At 37.6% G+C, this 18,296-nt stretch carries 12 protein-coding genes, 1 tRNA gene and 1 pseudogene; 11 read left to right on the plus strand and 3 right to left on the minus strand.

The features are described from left to right. Positions 1–661: 661 nt before the first annotated feature. Positions 662–1,726 (plus strand): HesA/MoeB/ThiF family protein, encoded by a 1,065-nt coding sequence (locus B5V81_RS07365; RefSeq protein ID WP_212112892.1) that lies wholly within the window; start codon positions 662–664, stop codon positions 1,724–1,726. Beyond that, positions 1,723–2,943 (plus strand): MFS transporter, encoded by a 1,221-nt coding sequence (locus tag B5V81_RS07370; protein ID WP_212112893.1) that lies wholly within the window; start codon positions 1,723–1,725, stop codon positions 2,941–2,943. Before B5V81_RS07365 ends, B5V81_RS07370 begins: the two co-directional genes overlap by 4 nt. A gap of 366 nt (positions 2,944–3,309) precedes the next feature. Here B5V81_RS07370 and B5V81_RS07375 read toward each other — a convergent pair. Next, positions 3,310–3,400: transfer RNA gene (locus tag B5V81_RS07375), tRNA-Ser, on the minus strand. 314 nt (positions 3,401–3,714) lie between these two features. On the opposite strand from B5V81_RS07375, the gene B5V81_RS07380 reads away from it, so the two are divergent. Beyond that, entirely contained in the window at positions 3,715–4,929 is a 1,215-nt protein-coding gene (locus tag B5V81_RS07380; protein ID WP_212112894.1) for a porin, read from the plus strand. Positions 4,930–6,746: 1,817 nt separating this feature from the next. Here the strand turns inward: B5V81_RS07380 and B5V81_RS07385 are convergent. Together B5V81_RS07385 and B5V81_RS07390 are read right to left on the minus strand one after the other, a co-directional pair. Beyond that, entirely contained in the window at positions 6,747–7,478 is a 732-nt protein-coding gene (locus B5V81_RS07385; protein WP_212112895.1) for an alpha/beta fold hydrolase, read from the minus strand. 281 nt (positions 7,479–7,759) lie between these two features. Then, positions 7,760–8,956: a multidrug effflux MFS transporter gene (locus B5V81_RS07390; protein ID WP_212112896.1), complete on the minus strand. Its 1,197-nt coding sequence runs from the start codon at positions 8,954–8,956 to the stop codon at positions 7,760–7,762. A 1,053-nt stretch (positions 8,957–10,009) separates the two neighbouring features. On the opposite strand from B5V81_RS07390, the gene B5V81_RS07395 reads away from it, so the two are divergent. The 8 genes and pseudogenes from B5V81_RS07395 (at position 10,010) to B5V81_RS07420 (ending at position 17,695) form a co-directional block, all read left to right on the plus strand. Next, positions 10,010–11,107: a TIGR04086 family membrane protein gene (locus tag B5V81_RS07395; protein WP_212112897.1), complete on the plus strand. Its 1,098-nt coding sequence runs from the start codon at positions 10,010–10,012 to the stop codon at positions 11,105–11,107. A gap of 553 nt (positions 11,108–11,660) precedes the next feature. Continuing rightward, positions 11,661–12,853 (plus strand): annotated as a pseudogene (locus B5V81_RS07400) (MFS transporter). Between the two features lie 193 nt (positions 12,854–13,046). Next, entirely contained in the window at positions 13,047–13,718 is a 672-nt protein-coding gene (locus tag B5V81_RS07405; protein WP_212112898.1) for a hypothetical protein, read from the plus strand. 13 nt (positions 13,719–13,731) lie between these two features. Further along, positions 13,732–13,944 carry a hypothetical protein gene (locus B5V81_RS08945; RefSeq protein ID WP_244979438.1) on the plus strand — a complete coding sequence of 71 codons (213 nt, stop codon included), beginning with the start codon at positions 13,732–13,734 and terminating at the stop codon, positions 13,942–13,944. Further along, the gene (locus tag B5V81_RS07410) at positions 13,937–14,983 is read left to right on the plus strand and encodes a DUF2087 domain-containing protein (protein ID WP_244979439.1); all 1,047 of its coding nucleotides are present in this window, start codon (positions 13,937–13,939) and stop codon (positions 14,981–14,983) included. Before B5V81_RS08945 ends, B5V81_RS07410 begins: the two co-directional genes overlap by 8 nt. Before the next feature lie 92 nt (positions 14,984–15,075). Next, entirely contained in the window at positions 15,076–15,345 is a 270-nt protein-coding gene (locus tag B5V81_RS08950; protein WP_244979440.1) for a hypothetical protein, read from the plus strand. 127 nt (positions 15,346–15,472) lie between these two features. Next, positions 15,473–15,943 (plus strand): abortive infection family protein, encoded by a 471-nt coding sequence (locus tag B5V81_RS08955; protein ID WP_244979441.1) that lies wholly within the window; start codon positions 15,473–15,475, stop codon positions 15,941–15,943. Between the two features lie 387 nt (positions 15,944–16,330). After that, positions 16,331–17,695 carry an MFS transporter gene (locus tag B5V81_RS07420; RefSeq protein WP_212112901.1) on the plus strand — a complete coding sequence of 455 codons (1,365 nt, stop codon included), beginning with the start codon at positions 16,331–16,333 and terminating at the stop codon, positions 17,693–17,695. The last annotated feature ends 601 nt before the right edge of the window (positions 17,696–18,296 follow it).

The following is an 18,296-nucleotide window of genomic DNA, read 5'->3' on the forward strand; positions in this document are numbered from 1 at the left end:
GATAAATTATACACCAATGAAACATCATAAAAATAAAATAGAGCTACAAAAAATAATTTATTCAAAAGATTAGTCATAAACCCTCTTGTTTAGCTCTATATCTCTATGGGAGAAATTTAATTACTTTATACGTGAATTAAAAATAATTTAATACAACATTGAAAGTAAATCAAAAATATTATTTTGATTAATAAGTATACTCTCTCTCATGAAATGAGGCATACACAAAAACGGATAAAAACATCAATGGTATTGAATGGTATAAAGGTTACTTTTAATATAGCGTTTTCTATCAGCAGCAGTAAAAAATTTTTCGTTTTTTACAAAAATTGAAATTTATTCATTTTTTACAGTATATTTTATGTTATCCTTCTGATAACTAATTAAAAGATCATAGAATATTAAACTGATAAAGTGCTCTTTTCTCTCAATGCATGTTTATCAATACTTTTTATAAAAATATTCACTTTACATCATAAAAGTCATGGACAATGATTATTTTTTATGTATCCTTATTCTTTCACATAAGTAATGAATATAAATAAAAAAAGGGGAGGGGATCATGGATCATTTAGAATGTAACTAATGACTAAAGAAAGTTCTTTTCCCTAGAATTATTTTCTAGGGAAAAGTTGGTTTGATCTACAGGTGGGGAGGATAAATGAAACAACAATATATTTTAGGAAAATACACACGTGTTGTTGTTCGTGAAGAGGGTGCTATTTTTGGTGCGGGTTCAAAGCAGTTTATTATCAATGATAAAAATTTTTGGGAGAACTTAGTACTTATTGCAGCACAATGGATAAAAAGAAAGTCTGCAGATGAAGTCTACAATTCACTATCGTCGATCATGTTAAAAAAAAATTTTAACCGTGCGTTTGATTTTCTTGTTTCTAATCACTTTCTTGTCAAAGCTGAAACATCAGACAATATTCTCAATAATCGGTATTCCAGAAGTCATCTCCATTATCAAAGCTATGGTATGCACCCAACCTCCGTTCAGCATACTCTTTTGCAAAAAAGCGTCGTCATTTTAGGGTGTGGCGGGATTGGTAATCATGTATCAACAATGCTTGCATCCTCTGGTGTTGGGAAATTGACTCTTGTTGACAATGATATAATTGAGATGACCAATCTTACGAGGCAAATTCTTTTTACTGAAGAAGATATAGGTCTTCCGAAAACAACAGTTCTTAAACGTGAACTGATACGGAGAAACAGCCAAATTGAAGTTCACGAATTACAAATGTTGATTACTGAAAAAGAGGACATAAACAAATTACCCAAAGCTGATTTATGGATCATTTCTGCTGATTCACCTGACCAGCTAAGACTCTGGATCAATGAATGGTGCGTAAAAAACAAACAAGCCTATATAAATTCCGGTTATGTTAATGATATAGCTGTCTTTGGTCCATTTTATATACCTGGACAAACTGGTTGTTACGCATGTAGTTCATCTATAGGCAATCTTCCAGCAAGAAACGACCATCTTATTTATGATGCTTGTGTTATGATTAATAATAACTTCAAAGTTGCTACATTTCCTCCTGTTAATGCTCTTTCAGCCGCCATGTGTGCCAATGATGCTCTTAAATTTTTGGGTGGTTATGGAAGCCTTCTTTCTACTGATCGCCGCGTAGGAATATGGAGCAGCCAGCTCTTCATAGAAGAACGTTCTCTCAAGAAAAATCCTCACTGTAAGGTTTGTGGAATAACACAATGAACAGAGCACGCACCCTTGCTCTTACCTATGGCGCTTATAATGCAGTCCGCATGCTCATTGGTGTGTACCATGCGATTTTTTTAATGTCTATGGGGGTCAGTCTAGCGCAATTAGCCCTGCTTCAAATTGTCTTTTCCACAACTATTCTGCTGCTTGATTTTCCTTGCGCTGTTTTAGCTGACAGATATCGGCGTAAATATTCCGTTATAGCTGGCGTCTTTATGACAGGAGTGTTTTATCTTCTCTGCCTTCAAGCTCCCAATATGACAGCGCTTATTATTGCGCAAATTCTCTATGCAGCGGGCATCTGCATCATTGTCAGCGCCATTGACGGATGGATTTACCATTCTCTTGGTGATAAACACGATCACTTTTCGCATTATGCGCATCTTTATCACCAAGTTAATTCTTTCGGGAGTATTTTCAGTGGGATTATCGGCATTGGAACAATTTATTACTCTGGGCAATATTTTATGGGATATATTATCTCATGCCTCATGATGAGTGCTATTTTTTTAATATTCCTTATTGTTCCTGAAGAAAAGAAATCGGTGATTGAAACACCCAAAACAAAAACAATCTTGCACAATGCTAAAGAAACACTGTGGATCTTTCAAAATACCATGGGAGGCGTGTGGTTTATTTCCCTCATGTGTCTTTTTAGCGCTGGTATTCAAATTATTTATCATTTCTGGCAACCGATCATACTTTCAGGTGGAAAAATTAATCACCTCAACGGTTCACAAATGTTTGTTTTGATGTGCTGTCATATTGGAGCCTTTTCAGCGCAATATTTTTCGAATTTACTGATGTCGAAGTATCATGTTCTTGATAGAAAATATAAGAATTCCATAAAATATTTTTCCTTCTTTTCTGCCCTGATGTGCATAGCACTCTATTTTTTAGTCCATAGCCATAAAACGGCTGCATCGGTCATTGCCTTCTCTTTAATCCATGGATTTATTTGCACTGTACCCATAGGGGCAAAAAGCTTATTTTTCTCAGAACTAAACCAAACACAAACGCAACATATTTCCGGTGTTGTCGGTGCTGTATCTTTTAGCGGAAGAATATTTTCAATTACCGTATTAAGTATTATTTCTTTTCTTCCTGCAAAAATTCCACCATCTTATTACCTCATCCTACCAACTCTTACTTTTTTCATGTGTGGTTTGATCATCATGAAATGGATGAAGAACTCTCAAAAGTTTTTATGAGAGGAGAACAATAAAATTATCACCTACAATTTTTTCTAAAAGGGAATCTAGGCGTCTTTAGATCATTGACACATTACGCTTTCAACAAACAACCTATCCATAAAGCAATAGTTGAATTTATAATGATCATCTATCGAACTCAAATATCGTAAGATTTTTTTCAAGTCTGTTTCATCTTGAATCAACCAAGATCATTTTCTTGCACGTCATAAGCAGAAAGAGCCATATAGGTAAAATGGTTTAGAAAAGAAAGAGACCCCTTATGAAGACTCATAGTCAAGAACTACAGCAAGATAGGCTTCAAATTTCCGAACTCTCACACAATGCATTCATTTTGTTGAAAATGGACACTCACTTTATTGAAAATGGCGGAGAGGAAGAGATTCGAACTCTCGAGAGCCTTTTGAGCCCTACTCCCTTAGCAGGGGAGCGCCTTCGACCACTCGGCCACCTCTCCAAGGAGAGGCATAAATGGTATCGATAGAAAGTTCAAGACATTTTCGATTTTTTTTCCACATATCTCAATTTTTTCCTTTGTTGACTCCATAGGAAGCCAAAATGAACAAAATAAAATTTGTGTCTTTTTTGCCACATCATATCGAATAGTATACGTATACATTACAAAAAGTTCATTTCATATTTGAAACTCTAAAAAGATTCGTATAGCTAGAATGAATAAGTACCGTGTATATGTTAATGTATCTTTGTCTTTAATGAGTTAGGCAAGTGATACGCTTTAGAAAAAGATTAAACGGACCTCGGAGATCCCATATGAATATTAAATCCCTCTTTTTAAGCTCTACAGCAACTTTTTTAGCTGTTTCTGGAGCTCATGCCGCCTCAACACCTATTGCCGAACCTGAACCTGTAGAATATATTCGCGTTTGTGATGCCTACGGAAAAGGATATTTCTATATCCCAGGAACAGAAACCTGCATGCGTTTGTCAGGAAGTGTTCGTACTGATTTCATCGGTGGTGGTAATGTTGATGCAACCACTGAAACTGAGCTGAACCAAAAAAGAAAGACCTATGACGCATCATCACAGCTCACTCTTGTTTTTCAAGCCGCTTCTGAAACAGAAATGGGAACCCTTCGTTCATATGCGAGAATTTCCTCAGGCTGGGGTAATGGTAAGTATAAAGCTGGTGGAAGAATTGCAGCCGCTTACATTGAACTGGGTGGTTTTCGTGTAGGTCTTGACGATACCATTTTCAACAGCTGGACTGGTGGTTATGGCAATGTTTTAAATGATGACACTGTAGCGCCTGCCGGTACAACACGCACCAATTTTATTTCCTACACCTTTAATGGTGATGCTGGCTTTTCTGCTATTATCGGAGTTGAATTAGGCAATAATGCAGATGAGCTTCCTGGAGTAGCAGTGCAAAAAACTTTGCAACGCTCTTATATTGAGAAAGATGGGAAACTTATTCCTATAACGGCAGATACTCTTCCAAGTAAAGCAATTAAAAATTATACCCCCAATGTGGTTTTGGGTATAAAGTTTATGCAAAAGTGGGGTGGTTTTTCAGCCGTTGCTGCATATGATGCTTACTACAAAAAGTGGGCTGGAAAAGTCCGTGCAGATTTCAATGTTAACGATCGTTTCAACCTATGGGTAATGGCTGGCTATAAAAATGGTGTTGATTACTACATAGAAAATGAAGAGGCAGAGTTGTCACGACAAAGCACAACGATCTATGCAAACTGGGGCGGTAAATGGGCAGCTTGGGCAGGTGCTACTTACAAACTCACACCAAAGGCAAATTTAAACGCCCAAGTTTCTTATAGTGCTGTCAAAACTTTTGCAACGTCTGTCAATATTGCATACACGCTGGTTCCAGGGTTTGTGATTACACCTGAATTAACCTATGTGTCTTGGAATGATGACCGCGTTCTAAAGGATGCAAATAATAATGAAAAACATGTACTCCATGGAAAAAGTGCTTTCCAAGGTATGATTCGTTTACAACGTTCATTCTAATTCTATTCAGCTACAGATTTGAAAAACTGGCAACATGCGTTGCCAGTTTTTATTTTTGAAATCAAATATCATGAGCTGCCTTTTCTGATACGTATTTTCTTATCTTTCTGACAAAAAACGACTGAGTTTCACAAAAATATTCTCAAGAAAAGTTAACCTTATGAGCTTTGATAAAATGACTTTGCACGGGTGTTCCCCATCAATTCAAACATCTCTTCCCTGCTCTTTAAAGTTTACCGCTATTGCTTTATGATCCTACTGATCTTTCTTGATAATTGATATCTAATCTTTGTCATTTAAAACACAATCTTCTCAAGTAAGTTCTACCCTGAATATTCAGTTTAACGGCATTGACCAAGAGCCCCATCCCTCTTAAAAGGATAAAGATTCCTACTCGCATCAGTTTGTAAACAATCTAATTGCTCTAGAGTAGAGCATTTGGCTGAATTCCTTATGATTGATTTGCACAAGGCTCTACAGACAAGTCTCATTATAAATATTTGCCATTCTCTATTTTTATTAAAATGCTTAAATTAAATGTTGTATTCTTTATATCCCTAGATCACCATCTCCAATGACAGTGTTTTACAGCATAAGAGCATAAAACACTGAACCAAGACAAAACATTAATTCATAAAGATAATTCATCGTTGTTAAACTTAAATTAGAAACCTGAATACCTAAGATTCTCTTATTTCAAAGCTCTTCATGTAATCAATCAAAAAGAAAATCAAAGCGCAAAACGATCACCTCTTAAATCTTCACGTCTTACAGACAAAATAGTTGTTCCTATTATCAAATTGAGAAATATAGGGCACCAACTATCCCTTCACAGTGAACCCTCAACCATCATGCAATCGACATAAAAGTATAAGGGAAAAGTTTTATGAAGTCTTTACAGCAATTTATGACCAGATAACTGAACAGCATATATTCGCAATCAATGCTTCACGGACACATATTTTTTAATAAAATTTGCAAAGCTTTTCTGTCAATAACGCTGCTTCTTGTGTTTTCATAACATCTCTTTCTGTTTTACAAAGAATATCGATGATTTACAACGCTCAAAGCACATAGCGCCTCTGGATTTCTTTCATAGGCTCTTTATGAAAGATAACATTTTAATTTATAAATGATCATTAATTTTTTTTGCATGTTGGATAGAAGATCTGGATACAGTCAAATTTTTTTTATCTTAAATCCTCTTATATTGCATTAATCAAAGCCATTCATTTGCACATCAAAAACAGAAATTAAGGTATAGATAAAAAACACTGAAACAAGGAGTAAAAAATACTTCTCATATTAAACAAAAACAATATGTTATATGCATATATCTTATCCTCCTATCTAAATAGTCAAATCCACTACCGCATTGGGCACTAGAAAAAGTGACACCACAAAAATCCAACCAAGTATACAGATCTTCAGTATTTTTGCTGATAACACAAAAATGAAAAGACCGCTGAAAATCAATGAGGTATCTTACGGGACACCTATCAGCAAGTAGACCTAATTTTTGGCACAACGGAAGAACAGGAAAAAGATATAAAGATTGCTGCTCTTTTAAATGGGGGAAAATTCTTTTGCTGCTTCTCCTTGATTTGTTACAGCACCAAGCAAAAAAATATTGCATTCAATAATTTTTTACCAAACCGCTTGAGGAAGACAATCCCCTTCTTGTTTCCAACATTCCCACTCCATATCATCATAAGTGAATTCAATGGGCAACTGTCATGGTCTCTAAGATCTTCAACACTCCCGCACAGCTTTCTAATCCCAGCCCATCACTCAGATAGCACAAGAATTTTCTTTTTTCATAATCCCTCCATCCATTCGCTAACGATTGCATTCGTCATAACAGGATTATCATCCCATAAACGCGTCCCAGCTCCAGAAATTATTTGATACTGATGATTAACACATTGGCTTTTTGTTTGATTATCAACCGTTGCAAGCTGCGATTTTTCACCCACCAACGCTAAAAATTTGTCCTTATATTTGATAATCTCATCGCGAGCATCCAATGCCAATAAGAGTTTAAATCCTCTTGTCATCCGTTCAATGGCCATGCTTGTTTGATCTTGTGGAATTTCCAAAGCAACTCTTTTTTTTACAACGCCAGAAGGATTCACAAAACCATTGAGTGTTTCTAAAGCACCTAACAAATCATTATTTTCTAAGTGAATCAAAATATCTCCAATGCGCCGTTTCAAAAGCGGATCTGGATAACCAGGTGCATTGACAGCAAGTACCGCTTGAACATTGGGAAGCCGTGCGGCCAATATTTGTACCAACATTCCAGCCATAGAAAATCCCACAAGTACCGCAGGCTCTTTAAAATAATTTTCCAATTTTTCTCTTATAAAAGATAAAGTTTCTTCAGCAGAATGATTGAGAAAATGAGTACTCTTAGGAAAAAGCGAGAGTGTATCCAGCAGCGTCACTTGCCCCCCTTTTGTCGCGCATAGCTTTGTCAATGGAGAACAAAAAGCCCCCCCATCCCAAATGGGCATGACAGGAGAAAGAATAACAACAGGAAGTCTCATTGATCCATTCCTCCTCTTTCTTCAAAAACATGCATGACAGGAAAAAATCTTTCCCCGAAATGTCATGAAAATACGGATATGTTGAAACTCTACGCCCACAAAATCTCACCCATAGCAACCAATTTGTTAAACTCAAACTAAGCTTATGATTAAAGCTTATGATTAATTTTAACCCCTCTCAATCAAACAACTGAATAAAAAAATCATTTAATAAGAGAATTCCCATTCGGGTAAAACATCAGAAATATTTTCTGTATAATGCTCTCTTTTTATCATTTCACTCAGCCGATTTCTGAAATCATAAAATGACGCGCTTTTTGAATATAAATAACAAAGCCAATCATGCAACACACGGCTAACAAAGTTGCCATAGCCCGTGGACTATGACCAGAGATTTTTCCGATAACCGCTGCACTGAGTGCCGCACTTCCCAATTGCAAAGAACCCATCACCCCAGAAGCCGCCCCCGCAGCTTTGGGATGCGATGAAATAGCCAACGCTGTGCCTAACGGCAATAAAAAACCATTGCCAAAAGTAAGAACAGCAATAGCCATAAAACTTGTCACAAGAGGCCATGGACTTAGATACATTTGCAAAGCAAACAACACGCCGCCTATCACAAAAATAATATACCCTCTCCCCACAGTCTTTTCCATAGACTCGCGTTCAAAAAACCATCGCGCCAAAAAATTTCCTAAAATATAAGGCAACGATACACCAATATAGCTATAACTAATGTGTATCGGCGATAAACCCAAAGTCGTAAGTAAAAAAGGCGACTCCACAATATAAGCAAAATAGGCAGCATAAGAAAAACATGGAATAAGTGCATAAAAAATAAATTGTTTATTTTTAAGAACACCCCAATATCCCTTCATAAAGCCTACCGGAGAAAAATGCTGTCGCTTTTGGGGAGGAAGAGTTTCAGTTAGCACAAAACAACATAGCAAAATGGTCAAAAATATAAAAAAGCTTAAAAAGATAAAAGTTGCCTGCCAATGAAACGCTTGGATCAACATTCCACCAATAAAAGGTGCAAGTGCTGGTGACATTCCAATAAAAGGGAAAACAATCAAATAAAGTTTTCCTGCTGCTTTTTTATCTAATAAATCATTGACAATCGCACGACTTAAGACAAGCCCCGCACAAGCTCCAAGCCCTTGCAAAAAACGTAAGACAAGAAAAGCCTGAATATGAACTGTATAAATCACCCCAATTGTCGTGAATAACCACAAGAATAAACCGAATAGAAGTGTTTTTTTACGTCCAAAATTATCACTCAGTGGTCCATAAATAAGCTGTCCAAGGGCTAATGCAAACAAAAAAACGGCCACAGCACTTTGAATTTGAGATTGCGTCACTTGATAATATTGACGCATATCGCCCAGTGCCGGTAGAAAAATATCCGTAGAGATCAATCCCCCTGTTGATAAACATACAATAAGGATAATAAATTGCAAAGTATATTTACGATTCATAAATAAAATCACACTTTTAAATTTATAAATTGAATATAATTAATTAAAAATAACAAATATAATTATATTTTTTCTTATACAGATAAATAAATACGATTAAAAGTGTTATTATTTTAATTATTAAACTAAATTTTTATTATTATTTTAATAAATAAAACTCTATTTTAAATGCTTCACATGTAAAAATTCACCCCATGAATAAGCTTTCCTTTACACACACTTTGCTATAATTTTTCTCTGCTTTTTTATGGCTATCATAAGCAAAAGCATATATTCTCTCCACAAGCAACAATCCCCTTCTATACACTCTCCATCAAAGTTGATCGATAAAACGCACAGCAGAAAAAATCTCTGACGCCTCTCCTTCAAAATCACTATGGTATAAACACAACGCATAACACAATAATATCCCAAGGGTCCTATCAATATAAATCATTATTGTAAAGCGTTTAGATCTAGCAAACCATAGAGTATAATAACTCTTCTGCAAAACACCCCAAAATCTAATATATTTTTCTCCCAATATATTTTTCTCATTCCATAAAACTTTTTACTTAAGACAAACATCATAAAAAATTATCGTCTAATTGATTGGCAAATATTATAGAATAAAAAGTTTAAATGCTTTTTTATTTAACTTAATCCGTGAGCTCTTATAATATTTTAATTTAATATTTATTTTTGCCCTAACGCCTGATTTTCCGACTCTATTTTATACAATATTCCTCACATAAAGAACCGTACTCTTTTTAGGAGATATTCCCTTCACTTTATAAGCTAGGATCCCATAAACGATAGCATTTGTGTTTTCAAATTTATTCTCTCCCGTGTAAGATGCGTTGATAATATACATCATCGGAAGAAACACGTCTTTCTTCAGGAATAAATGAGATCTTTAGAATTGTGTCGTTTAATATTTTCCTTTCATCACAAATGTTTTTCATAACAAATCTAAAGTACTTTTCTATCCATTTTTAGCGGCTATCCGCCTATTTTGGAACATAATTGGCAAAAAGGCATTGTATCTCCAGCATCAGTAAAGGAGATAAAAATATGGAAACTCGCATTCCAGAAGACACACCCATAAATACACATTTTCTAGGTGAAACATCCCTTGAGACAGAATATCCTTTTTTTCAAACCCCCATTTCATGGTCGGCAATTTTTGCCGGACTTGTAACGGCTCTTGCCACCTCAATCTGTTTATCTTTTCTGGTAGCAGCATTAGGATTGAGCCAAATAGATTTCACCTCTTCAAGCCCTTTTGAAGGCTCTTTCTTTTCCTTTGGCACGGGCTCTCTTATCGTTATGCTGATAAGCCTTGCTTTAGGAGGTTTTGTCGCTGGGCGTTTTGCTGAATCCTCAGGAATCCTGCATGGATTTCTCACTTGGGCTCTCATAACACTGCTGATGACCCTCCAAGCCATCCATGTAGTTTCAAGCACAGCAAAAATAGGTGCTAAAGGAGCTAAAGCCGCCCTAGAAAATAGCTCCATGATCGAAAAGACCATAGACAATTTCAAAACAAATATTTCCCCCTTGTTTACAAAATTAAACAGTGAAAACTTTGCAAATTTTTTGACAAACAACAGCGACAGTAACATCAATTTTGACCAGCTTGGCAGTGAGTTGCGCTCCCTTCTTAATAAAAGCAACATTCCCGCCCTCAACCCTGAGCGCTTAAAAACATCCTATCAGGCAGCGCTCAGCGATATTGGTTCTGCGATAACCGCTTTTAAAAATGACCCTTCTCACTACCGCACCACACTGAAAAATCTTGGTGAACATCTTTCTGATCGTGTAGAAGATATCGCAACAAAATTTAATCGAAGCGATATCATCAATGCTCTCATAAAAGATGGCATGCCCCGTGCGGATGCACAAACAGCAGCCAACCGTGCTGTTCAACTCTATCAAAGTGCAGAGAAAAAAACCGAAAAAGCAATAAAAGCACTTGAAGAACGGGCTGAAACCCTCTCTGACAATCTTGAAGATACCATCAAGGATGCAAAACATACAGCCACGAAAGTCACGAACACAGCCTCCAATATGGGATGGTGGGGCTTTTTAGGAAGCCTAATAGGCGCCATAATCTCCAGTGTTTGTGGTTATTATGGTTACAAAAGCCGTAAGGATACTTTCAAGTTTTAAAACTTCTACCTTCTAAAGCAACCCGAGAAAAAGCTGTACAGAATGTGCAGCTTTTTTTACACTTATTTGAAAAGCTTTTTGTATAACATGGCAGCTAACACACTGCTTTACAAATACCAGAAAAAGTTTTTCGAAGCTCAAACATGAAAACAGAACACTTGAAATGAGCTATAATATATTCATCTCCCCCTAAAAATCAAAAAGTCTCGAAGAAAACAGCCTATCTTTTAATCAAAATGTATAGAGCTCTTCATGAGACAACGTATTCCTTCAAAGGGCATAGCAAAGAATTAGGCCTCTCTTTGTGGTTAAGAAAAAAGCAAATACCATCTCTGTGATATGGCTAAAAAACTTTTCAAAACAACAATGAACGCCTCATTGCTGCAAATGGGCATTGTGCCAATTTCGAGTATAGCTCTCATGTAGAGAGCTTCCTTTCCCAACTTTCATCAGGAAAAAAATTAGATCTAGCAAAATTAAATGATAAATCCTATAGATATGCGCAGGAAGAAATTTTAAAAACCGTAAAAGCTTTAGCATCTTGGGGAGCATTGTGACAAAGAAAAAATCCATGATTTTCGCCCAAATAGGACTTTTCCTTGTTTTGGGCTTAAGCAGCTTTGCTGATGAAACGGCTCAAGTCACTTTTGCTTTACACTTAGCAGAAAGTACAGCCTCCATTTCAATGCTGCTTTTTGCAGGGCTTGTAGGAGGAATTTGTGCAGGCCCCATTGCCCCGCGTCTTTTGCATCGCTTCCAGCCAGCACATACAGTGACTGTTGTTTTATTGTTTGAAGCACTTTTCATAGCCACAGCCGCAATCGCCAACCAGTTTTGGTTTTATATTGCTCTTTCTTTCGCACTGGGGTGTGCAGGTTCACTCTTTTGGTCTGCTATTCTTGTTGCAGTACCCGACTTCGCAAAAAATGATCAGCAATTAGACCGGATCAACCGCATTATTCAAACAGTCCGTAATCTTGGCTATATTGCCGGACCACTGTTGGGTGGTGTCTTGTATGGTCTATCAAACGGGCAAAAAGGGCTCTTTGCACTATCAATCATGGTTCTCTGTGCAGCCTTGATCACCACATACTGTTTTAAAAGTTTAAAAATGCATGTGCCAACAAAAACCACAACACAGCAGACTAAAAAGGGACTAGATTTAAGAGGGCTCTTGCATAAAAAAATGTTGTCTCTGCTCTTGCTCCACTTATCATCACCATCATCCTCACCTCAGCTCTCAATGTGTTGTCGATTGTCCGCATCCGCACCGAGCTACACTTTGGTGCAGAAACCTATGGAATAATCAGCAGCATGATAAGTCTTGGCCTTGTGGTTGGCCCTCTCTGCTTCTCCAGCCTTTTCCACCGTCTTGGCAATGCCGCCGGTGCATCACTGGCTGCCGCAACCATTGGCTTGGCCATTTTCTGTTTTTCCTTAACACCGCTCATATGGCTCATGATGCTGTCATTTTTTATCCTTGGGAGTGCCAACGGTGTGCAAAATGCACTCATAGCAAGTTTTATGATGAAAGCTATCCCAAAAGAACAACGAAACAGTCAAATGCCCGCCTATATCTTCATCATACAAACAGCCGTATGCATTGGTTTTCTCAGTGCAGGTTTTGTAAAAGTGCATCACACCCAATACACACTCCTTATCATCAGTATTGCCACCATGATCACAGGCATCTTAGGTTTTATCATAAACAGCGCTATGCAAAAAAAAGAATGGGAGAATGCTTAACAAACTTTATCATCTTGTCTCTAAAAAAAAGTTATGCCCTAGAAATTGCATGACGATCATCATCCCATCAAATCATCCAACTCTATAACAACCAATGTAATTTTAATAAACCCCTCTCGTATGAAGGAACGAACAACCCCAGCGAACAACCATTGCCAAAACTTGATATTTTAAAGAAAAAACCGATAACATCATGCAACAAGATCCTATAGGTTTAAATTTTTACCATGAAACAGGCGGTTATGTATGGCAATTAGCAGAAATCCTGCACCATGACTTGAATGAAAACATCCACACCCTTGCCTTACAAAAACCCACACCACCCATAGCAATCAATTCTTTTGCCGTTTACCCCCGCAAATTAGACTCCCTAGCACAGGTTCAATGGGCAAAGGATGTACAGGTAATAAAAAACAAACCAGCACTCATTGGCAAACGTCAAATACAACCTATCACCGTTGTTTCCACAAAAAGCTTCACCTTTGGTGGATTTGATTTTCTAACATTTACAGCACTTCACGAGGGCTGTTCTGTCCAATCCTTGAAAGAAATCAAACTCAATGGTTGCCTTTTTGACGCAGACAATCTTTTGATATCACTACTACGACACAGTCTCATTCAAACAGACCAACAAACCTTTTCACAAGATCATGCAATAGCGCTTTTACGAGAGCCAACGTGTCGTATTGTCAATTCTCCTCTTGGATCCCTTGCCATTAATCAACTTAATGGACGCACAATCAGACTGAATGACAAAACCAAACCTCTCTTGCTACAAGCTGAAACAACAATGCATCTTCAACACCCGATAGAAGAAACAACAATATTTTTTATCAAAGCAGGAATGCTACGACTGGTAAAATGATAAGGATCAAAAGATGCCTCTAATAAGACTTGGTATGGGAACAGAAAACAGTATTGAGCTTCTTTACACGCTCATTCAAATGGCAAGACCATGCACAATCATTGAAATCGGTGCGGGAGACAGCACGCGCTTAATTGCAACAGCCCTGCAAAAAGCAAAACAAGCATGGGAAGAGGATAAAAAACTTTTAGAATCTTCCTTGGGAAGAACGTACAGCGTTGCTTGACCCTTCAGGTGTCCTTGAAAATTATCAACCACGCTTGATCAGCATTGATGATTTTTCAGCAGAAGGTCAGTCAGCCGAAGAGGCATGGCAAAAACTGCTCCAAGACGACGGCATTGAAAAAGACACTGTAACATTTATTAATGAGAATTTTTTCTCTCTCGATAAAAGCACTCTCAAATCTTGGGGACCAATAGATTTTGCTTGGATTGATGCTGGAACGCCCGCAGACGATGTGCGATTTGTTACCACACTTTGGGAACATATCACCGCTAATGGTTATCTCTGTCTCCATGAACCAACCATGACAACAACCGTTGCACTCGATGGCGCTCAACGGATTAGACGCGTCAGAACTCCTTTGTGGGAAGAAATTCTCTACCGCCTTGATAGCTCCTATGAGGCTTTAACACTCCTCGAAAATCACAAATATCGCCAAAGTGGTCTGGGTATTATTCGCAAACGTGCCCCTACTGAGCAAATTGTACGCTCACAATCGCTCCAAGCAGAACTTATAGAAATCAATGAACTTCCCCTTCGCAATGATCTTTTGCCCATGGGACAAGAAACACTAAACAAACGCAGTAAAGCCAATTCACTGATTTCTGCTATGACCTCACCAACATTGCGCGCTGTTTACGCTGCCATTATCCTTGGAGCAAAAAATCTTACTGATATCCTAAAAACTGTCGATTGTAATGCCAAAACCATTCATAAATCGATCAATCGTCTTTTGAATCTTGGTCTTATTCAAAACACAACAGCAGGATTTCAAGCAGAAGAGACACTGTGGAAAATGCTCGAAAGTAAAAATGAGCGGGAGAGAGAAAATTTAAGCGACCGCTATTTAGAAACAGAAGAAATGCTTAAAAAAATTTCAGAAGCCTTTCAAATGGGCAAAACCTATAATGAAACGGAAGTTTCCAAGATATGCAACCTCTTTACGGTCGATTTTACCAGATTACGACGCACCCTTGTTGAGAGAGGATTTTTACAACGCCATGGGGGCAAATACCAACGCAGGCTCTCAAAAGAGAATTGAACAATTAATTAATCAACGCAATCGTTTTTCTTCTATACTTCAAGAGAATAGATAACCTTCCACTCAAAAATATAATTTCATAAGGGCATACGATGCAATTATCATCACCGCAAAAAACATCTCAGAAAAACAAAATTCCTCCTGCAATCATTGGATTATTCCCTCAAATATTTGCAGAGCATTATACGATTAAGGAGTTAGATCACTTATTTTTTAAATTATCTGCTCCTGATGAAACAGAAGGAGATAGCAAAACCTTTAAAACCAAGAAGCGACTAAATGCCATCAACATGGAATGTGATGATCCACTTGAAATCCTTAGCAATCTTCTTACGGATTTTATGAACAAAGAGCCATTATAATTATCCTCACAAAAATCCCCAGCGAAAAGAAGATAAATGTGAAGTTCTAAAATCTTTAAAGAAAATTGGATTAGAATATCATAGTGAAGGATATATTATTAAAGCTGGTCTCCTCTCTACAGAAACGTTGCAAAAAGAAGTTGTAAAGAACGGACTGTTAGCAATAGAAACCGAAATAAAGAGAGCATTAGAACAAATAGAAACCGATCCAATGGCTTCAGCTCTCTATGCAGCAAATTTATTGGAAGCATCCTGTAAAGCTTATCTCAACCACTACTCTATCGCATATGAAGAAACAGCCCATGCGCTTCCCGCTTTATGGAAACAAGTCGCGGAGCATGCTAAGATTCGTCCAGAAGATGTAGAGAAAAAAAACGCTAATGATTTCGATGTCAATGACTTAAAAATGATCGCATCCGGTCTATATAGAATTGCGGATGATACCATGAATTTAAGAAACAAAAAAGGAGCAGCCCATGGACACTCGGAAGCAAACTTTCGAAAAATCAACCTCAATCCTCGTCATGCGCGCTTAGCTGTTAATGCAGCCTCTGCCCTTGCAATGTATATCTTAGAGTTACGTCAAAAAACATCATAAAAAATACTCTCGATAACAAGACAGATTGTCCCTTATAAATTTTTCATCAGGACGCAAACGGATCCGTAAAACCAGACCAGATCTTATGAAGTCCGCAAACCTTTTGACTTTTGGAGCAGAACATAATTTTACTCCGATGCAGAAAAAATTGACAGCAAACAGACTCCGGAATAAACTCACCAAGATCCGTTTAATTGACGGTTTTATTTGGAAGAAAAAGGGGATACACAAGAGGAACATCAAGAGACAACCATTGGGAAAACCATCAGCACTTCCAATCACATTCATCCCGGTATCACAGCCCTCACAAACAGGCATTCACTCTCAAAGCATGTGATTTATGGGGCAGAACAAATATTTGAAGAATATCAGCAGGGGGGTATCAGAATGCAAAAAAAAGATTCCTATAGCAAATCAGAAAAATATGTCATCTATACCGTCATTATTTCCAGTATACTTCCCTTGCTCGATGGAAGCATTGTTAATGTCATCCTCCCTGATCTTGCACATTATTTTTCAGCAGGAGACAATAATATACAATGGATTGTAACTTCCTATTTTCTCGCCACTGTTCCTGGGCTTTTAATAGCTGCTTTTGTGCAGGAGAGAATAGGCATAAAAAAGACATGGCTCATTGCAAACTTCATTTTTATGCTTGGCTCACTGGGGGTAGGATTAAGCTATGATTTTCAAACCATTATCTCTTCCCGTATCGTTCAAGGCTTTGGGACAGGCCTTTTATTGCCCCTAAGCCAAACCATTATTGCCTTACAATTTGGACAGACACGCGTTCGCCAAGCTATGGGCACCATAGCCGTCCCAACGGTTTTTGCTCCAGCCTTTGGTCCACTGGTGGGAGCCTCAATTGCTCAGTATGTCTCTTGGCGTTTATTATTTTTTATCAATATTCCGCTTATTTTCTTAGCTGTCGCCATTGGGGCAAAACATTTGAAAAGCAATGAAACAGCAAAAACAAAATTTAACTTACTGGCATTTTTAGCCTTTTCCCTATCCCTTATTTCATTTTTTTACCTCACAGAAGCCAGAAACATCAATAACAACAACATTCTCTCTCTCATAGCACTGATAGCGATAATCTCTCTCATATTCTTCATTGTATTTAATCAGAGAGCAAAAAATAAATTAATCGTCTTTAGCGGATTTACAAATGTGCGCTATACATTGCTCATGATCATGGGGCTTATTGCTTCCTTTCTCTTTTATAGCTTTCTTGTTTATTTCCCGCTAGCTACCGCCTTGGAAGAGCCTCATGAAAAAAGCCTTCTCATCATCGGTGCACTCCTTGCTCTACAAGGGGTGGGTGCATGGATCGGAAGGAAATTCATTTATCAGAAATGGAAAGAAAAATCTCCCTTTTTCATGATAGGAATTGGTTTGCTGATCTCAAGTTTTGGCTTATTATGCTTTGGCTATACGATAAGCATGGATGGATTGGGATTCTTACTAAGGGGTGTAGGGCTTGGCATCACCACCATTGTATGCCTATCCGCCCCTATCCAATATGTCGATCGTTTATACGTGAAAGATACGGCGGTTATCACACGCATATTACAGCAAATAGGTGGTGCTTTGGGAGGTGTGTTCGCAGGCTATTTACTCCATACGTTCACAAAAGGATACCTCTCCCTTAACCAAACATATCTCCTATTCTTCCTCTTCTCTATCACTGCATTTTTATTGTTTTGTCTCGTACTCTCCCTATCGCGTAAGGAGAAGAGCGAAAATTTATGAGATGACAATATTTACAATGGTTATAAAATCATAGAAGTATTTGTTATGGTTGAAGGGTACCAACCCTTCTCCCTCATCTTTCATCATTTTTACAAAAGAGTTCTAACCCGCTAGGCTGCTTTAAGCTCTAGAATTGGACATACCCACTCACTTACGTGGTTAGCCATGTATGGCTTCTTCCATGTGACTTAGAGATCTCTAAAAAACTATTGTCATAAGATATTTTTCTATCTTTGAAGATATCCATGGGGTTAAGCATACGTTTCAATGTGCGATAATCCCATACGCACGCTCACAAATGCCCCTACACCACCACCAGCATAAGCACCATAACCTCTCAAGCATCTCTGATAAGAAAAAACGCCCCCCCTTACAAAGTTCTAGAAGAACACAGCGATAGCTTTTTTCAAAAACTTGAATCAGCGGCAAAAGCTTCTGTTCACTTTTTGGACAAAGCTACAACAAAAGCATCGCAGATGGGGTGGTGGGGCTTTTTAGGAAGCCTGATTGGCGCCGTCATTTGCAGCATTTTTGGCTATTATGGTTACAAAAGCTAGAGGAATTTTTTCATGCTTTAAAAAGCAGAAATTTTCTTACACTT

It is taken from the genome of Bartonella queenslandensis, assembly GCF_018155095.1.
Classification (GTDB): Bacteria; Pseudomonadota; Alphaproteobacteria; order Rhizobiales; family Rhizobiaceae; genus Bartonella; species Bartonella queenslandensis_B.

Excerpts from the sequence above, each read along its gene's own strand:
- B5V81_RS07365 (WP_212112892.1), top strand. The coding sequence starts at position 662 with ATGAAACAACAATATATTTTAGGAAAATACACACGTGTTGTTGTTCGT.
- B5V81_RS07370 (WP_212112893.1), top strand. The coding sequence starts at position 1,723 with ATGAACAGAGCACGCACCCTTGCTCTTACCTATGGCGCTTATAATGCA.
- B5V81_RS07380 (WP_212112894.1), top strand. The coding sequence starts at position 3,715 with ATGAATATTAAATCCCTCTTTTTAAGCTCTACAGCAACTTTTTTAGCT.
- B5V81_RS07385 (WP_212112895.1), bottom strand. The coding sequence starts at position 7,478 with ATGAGACTTCCTGTTGTTATTCTTTCTCCTGTCATGCCCATTTGGGAT.
- B5V81_RS07390 (WP_212112896.1), bottom strand. The coding sequence starts at position 8,956 with ATGAATCGTAAATATACTTTGCAATTTATTATCCTTATTGTATGTTTA.
- B5V81_RS07395 (WP_212112897.1), top strand. The coding sequence starts at position 10,010 with ATGGAAACTCGCATTCCAGAAGACACACCCATAAATACACATTTTCTA.
- B5V81_RS07405 (WP_212112898.1), top strand. The coding sequence starts at position 13,047 with ATGCAACAAGATCCTATAGGTTTAAATTTTTACCATGAAACAGGCGGT.
- B5V81_RS08945 (WP_244979438.1), top strand. The coding sequence starts at position 13,732 with ATGCCTCTAATAAGACTTGGTATGGGAACAGAAAACAGTATTGAGCTT.
- B5V81_RS08950 (WP_244979440.1), top strand. The coding sequence starts at position 15,076 with ATGCAATTATCATCACCGCAAAAAACATCTCAGAAAAACAAAATTCCT.
- B5V81_RS07420 (WP_212112901.1), top strand. The coding sequence starts at position 16,331 with ATGCAAAAAAAAGATTCCTATAGCAAATCAGAAAAATATGTCATCTAT.